Source organism: Rhizorhabdus sp. (genome assembly GCF_018006725.1).
Lineage (GTDB): Bacteria > Pseudomonadota > Alphaproteobacteria > Sphingomonadales > Sphingomonadaceae > Rhizorhabdus.
This window is the reverse complement of the sequence record NZ_JAGMXV010000341.1, coordinates 1-4122: the sequence shown is the minus strand read 5'-3', so window position 1 is coordinate 4122 and position 4122 is coordinate 1. Positions and strand designations below refer to the sequence as shown.

The following is a 4122-nucleotide window of genomic DNA, read 5'->3' as shown; positions in this document are numbered from 1 at the left end:
CGGTTACACTGGTCAGCAACGCCCATTTGCGCATTCCCCCGCACCCGCTGATCGACAAGGTCGTGGTGGGGGCGGGCTTCGATGCTGCCGACGACTGGATCGCCGAGGCGAGCGGGCCGGCAACGGTGGTCATCACCGCCGACATATTGCTGGCAGACCGCTGCCTGAAGGCCGGCGCCACCGCGATCTCGCCCAGCGGCAAGCCGTTCACGGCCAACTCGATCGGTTCGGCAGTCGCCACGCGTGCGATCATGGCCGACCTGCGCGCCGGGATGACCGACACGGGGATCGGCGGCCCGGCCCCCTTCTCGAAGGCCGACCGCTCACGCTTCCTGTCGGCGCTCGACGCCGCGCTGGTGAAACTCAAACGCCACTATCCGGGATAATCCCGATGCCCGGCACAAGCCCGAACCGCCGAAATATCGGGTCAGGCCGATCCGGGGCCCCGCACAGCCCTTGGCCTGCCGGAGCGCCGCCTTCCGGCGGCGGTCACGACGTCACGCGCGGGCGGATGTCCATGTCGCCGAGGAAATCGCGCTTTCCGAGCGGCACGCCGAGATTGCGCAGGATCGCGTAAGTCGTCGTCGTGTGGAACAGCACGTTCGGCACCACGAAGTCGCGAACATAGGTCGCGCCGGTGAAGTGAATAGCGAAATCACCGATCTCCAGCAGGATATGTGCATCCTCGCGCCCGTCGATCGCGCTGGCGGGGACGCTGTCGAGATAGGCGATCGTCCTAGCGATCCGCGCCTGCAAATCGGCGACGCTCGTCTCATCGTCGGGAAAGCTCGGCGGCGTCTGGTCGGACAGCCGTGCGGCCGCGCCCTTGGCACCGTCGCTGGCGATCTGAATCTGGCGGAGAAGGGGGTGCATGTCTTCGGCCAGCCGCGCATTGAGCCATTCGGCTTCGGCCACACCCTTGTCGGCGAAATATTCAGCGCCCTTGTCGAGCACGGTCGACAGGTTCGCGAGGGCACGGCGGATCACCGGGATCGAGGCCGAATAGAGCGTGGTGGCAGTCACAGGCTTCCCCTGAAATGGCGTTCGCCAACATCATAGCAAACCGCCCGCTCCCCGCGAGCGGGAAACGGGCGGCGCGGTGCCATGGGCGGGGGGCTGATGCCCGTGGCAGCTGAAACTAGCGGGCGAGCATCGTCACCGCGCGGATCTGGCCGGGGTGGAACCCCAGTTCGAGCAATTGCGGCCCCAGGTCCGACGCGTCGCCATGGTCGCGGACCCGGCAGGTGAAGCGGCGCAGCGCCTCAAGCCGGGGATCGGCCAGAGGAAGCGTCGGACGCAGGCCCGAAGCCTTGCGGAAGAACCGCCCCAGCCAGCCGCTGCCACCGGTGTCGCCTTCGACTCCGACGGCCTCACGCATGGCCAGGCTGACGACCTTCCACTCGAGTGAAGACAGCGGCGGAAAATCCGTCTCGGTCCCTTCGGTGATGCGGGCGGTCGTCGTCATGGTCTCCTCCTTATGTAACGCTTGTTTACGTTCAGCCGATCAGCTTGGCTGTGATCTCCGCCACATGGCGGCCCTGGAATCGTGCTCCGTCGAGCTCGACCCCGCTCGGCTGGCGCGAACCGTCACCATCGGCGATCGTGGTCGCGCCATAAGGCGAGCCGCCCTTCACCTCATCCACGCCCAGCTGCCCCTGGAAGGAATAGGGTAGACCGACGATCGTCATGCCGAAGTGGAGCAGGTTGGTGATGAGCGAGAAGAGCGTCGTTTCCTGCCCGCCATGCTGGCTGGCGGTCGAAACGAAGGCCGAACCGACCTTGCCGTTGAGCGCGCCCCGCGCCCACAGGCCGCCCGCGCCGTCGAGAAAGGCCGCCATCTGGCTCGACATGCGGCCGAAGCGGGTGCCGGTGCCAAGGATGATGGCATCGTAATTTTCGAGTTCCGCCACGGTCGCAACCGGCGCCTTCTGGTCGAGCTTGAAATGCGCGCCTTGCGCGATTTCGAGCGGCACCGTCTCAGGCACGCGCTTCACGTCGACGTCGGCGCCTGCCGAGCGCGCGCCTTCGGCGACGGCTTCCGCCATGGTCTCGATATGGCCGTAGCTCGAATAATAGAGGACGAGGATCTTGGGCTTGGACATGGTCTTGCTCCTGGAAAGTTGGACGGACTCGGCAGCGATCTGCCTTGAAAGGGGTGCCGCCGCGCCCTGAAGGGGGGATGGCGCGGCGGCGGGGGGAAGGATCAGGCGACGTCGACGAGGACGATCTCCGCATCGTCGAGCGCGCGGACCTCGATCGACTCGACTTCGGCGATGGCGACGCCGTCGCGCGGTTCGGCCGCCACGCCGTTGACCTCGATCCGGCCGGCGGTCGCGACCAGATAGGCCTTGCGGTCGCCGAGCCTGTGCGTGGCCGTCTCACCGGCCTTGAGGGTGGCGCCCAGCACCCGCGCATCGGCGCGGATCGGCAGGGCGTCGCCGTCCTCGGCATGGCCGCTGGCCAGCGTCACGAAGCGACCTGCGCGCTCGCCCCGGGGGAAGGGACGCGCGCCCCAGCCGGGCGTCTCGCCGCGCCGATCCGGAATGATCCAGATCTGGAACAGCGTCGTCTCGACATCCTCCTCATTGCGCTCCGAATGAACGATGCCGGTGCCCGCCGACATCACCTGGACGTCGCCCGCCTCGGTGCGACCGGCATTGCCCAGACTGTCGCGGTGCGAGATCGCACCGGTTCGGACATAGGTGATGATCTCCATGTCGTTGTGCGGATGCGGCGCGAAGCCCGTGTGCGGCGCGATGCGATCGTCGTTCCACACGCGCAGCGCGCCCCAGTGGACCCGGCTCGGATCATGATAATCGGCGAAGGAGAAATGATGCTTCGCGTCGAGCCAGCCATGGTTGGCGCCGCCAAGCGTGGAAAAGGGTCGTACTTCAATCATGGGTCTTGCTCCCGTCTGCCGCCGGGGCGGCCTGTTGCAACCCAATCTAGGCTTGCACATCGGCGATTAAATGGAGATGATCGAAACCTATCGTTTCCAATTTTGGACGCAGCACGATGGCCCGTCTTCCCGATTTCGAGGCCTGGGCCATCTTCGCCAAGGTGGCCGAACTGGGCAGTTTTTCGGCGGCGGCCGATGAACTGCGGCTGTCCAAAGCGACCATTTCAAAAGCGGTGTCGCGGCTCGAACAGCGGCTGGCGGCACCGCTCTTCCACCGCAGCTCGCGCAAATTGTCGCTGACCGAAAGCGGACAGCTGGCACAGGAGCGTGCGTCGCTGCTGCTGGCCGAGGGCGAAGCGATCGAGGAGGCGATCTCCGAGCGCGGAGCAGTGCCCCGCGGTCTCGTGCGGCTGGCGGCCCCCATGTCGTTCGGGCTCGCCCATCTCGGCCCGATCCTGCCGCTGTTCCACCAGGCCTATCCCGAGGTCGTGATCGACCTGCATCTGTCGGACGAGCGGATCGACCTGATCGAACAGGGCTTCGACATCGCGCTGCGGATCGGACAGCTGGAGGATTCGGCGCTCAAGGCGCGGCGTCTCTTCCCCGTGCGCCTGCCCGTCGTCGCAGCACCATCGCTGCTCGAACGGCTGGGACGCCCCGAACATCCGCGCGATCTCGTGCGCTTTCCGGTGTTCAGCTACACCCATGTCCGCAATCCGGGGCGCTGGCATTGCCGCCATCCGGTGGAAGGCGACGTCGTCGTCGAGGTGAAGGGCCCGGTGCGAGCGAATAATGGCGACGTTCTGATCGACGCATTGATCGCTGGGATGGGCATCGCCCGCGCGCCCGACTTCCTCGTCTGGCGCGAACTGGAAGACGGGAGACTCGTGGAGGTCCTGCACGACTGGTCGACCGGGCAGGATGCGGCGCTGCACCTCGTGACACCGCCTACCGCGCTCCGCCCGGCACGCGTGAAGGCGCTGATCGACTTCCTCGCCGCCGCTTTCCTCAAGCCGCCCTGGGCGGTGAGCCCCTGACGGCTGAAAGCCCATCGCCGCGAAGAGACGTTGAGATGACCGGTCGGCAGGGCTAAGGCGGCGACCTGCATATCGCGTTCCGCATCAAGCTATGGACATGCCCATGACCGACACCATGCCCGACCGTCTCTCGATCAACCCCAACAGCCCCTATTTCGATGGCGCCCTGCTCGAGCGCGGCGTGGG

The 4122-nt window shown here is 66.5% G+C and carries 6 protein-coding genes; 2 read left to right on the top strand and 4 right to left on the bottom strand.

Going from position 1 to position 4122, the window contains the following annotated elements:
• Positions 1-386 (top strand): DUF188 domain-containing protein (locus KAY22_RS25465; protein WP_296625900.1); only part of this gene is annotated, 386 nt, incomplete at its 5' end.
• A 103-nt stretch (positions 387-489) separates the two neighbouring features.
• Here KAY22_RS25465 and KAY22_RS25460 read toward each other — a convergent pair.
• The 4 genes from KAY22_RS25460 to KAY22_RS25445 form a co-directional block, all read right to left on the bottom strand.
• Positions 490-1023: a DUF1993 family protein gene (locus KAY22_RS25460; protein ID WP_296625899.1), complete on the bottom strand. Its 534-nt coding sequence runs from the start codon at positions 1021-1023 to the stop codon at positions 490-492.
• Positions 1024-1138: 115 nt separating this feature from the next.
• Complete coding sequence (locus KAY22_RS25455; protein WP_296625898.1) at positions 1139-1465, bottom strand: hypothetical protein; 327 nt, start codon at positions 1463-1465, stop codon at positions 1139-1141.
• A gap of 31 nt (positions 1466-1496) precedes the next feature.
• Positions 1497-2102, bottom strand: a complete 606-nt coding sequence (gene wrbA, locus KAY22_RS25450; protein WP_296625897.1) for an NAD(P)H:quinone oxidoreductase — start codon at positions 2100-2102, stop codon at positions 1497-1499.
• Positions 2103-2203: 101 nt separating this feature from the next.
• Positions 2204-2899: a pirin family protein gene (locus KAY22_RS25445; protein WP_296625896.1), complete on the bottom strand. Its 696-nt coding sequence runs from the start codon at positions 2897-2899 to the stop codon at positions 2204-2206.
• Positions 2900-3015: 116 nt separating this feature from the next.
• Here KAY22_RS25445 and KAY22_RS25440 point away from each other — a divergent pair, with 116 nt between their 5' ends.
• Positions 3016-3936 (top strand): LysR family transcriptional regulator, encoded by a 921-nt coding sequence (locus KAY22_RS25440; RefSeq protein ID WP_296625895.1) that lies wholly within the window; start codon positions 3016-3018, stop codon positions 3934-3936.
• Positions 3937-4122 lie beyond the last annotated feature (186 nt).

Coding starts and splice junctions, on each gene's coding strand:
- KAY22_RS25440 (WP_296625895.1), top strand. CDS start 3,016: ATGGCCCGTCTTCCCGATTTCGAGGCCTGGGCCATCTTCGCCAAGGTG.
- KAY22_RS25445 (WP_296625896.1), bottom strand. CDS start 2,899: ATGATTGAAGTACGACCCTTTTCCACGCTTGGCGGCGCCAACCATGGC.
- KAY22_RS25455 (WP_296625898.1), bottom strand. CDS start 1,465: ATGACGACGACCGCCCGCATCACCGAAGGGACCGAGACGGATTTTCCG.
- wrbA (WP_296625897.1), bottom strand. CDS start 2,102: ATGTCCAAGCCCAAGATCCTCGTCCTCTATTATTCGAGCTACGGCCAT.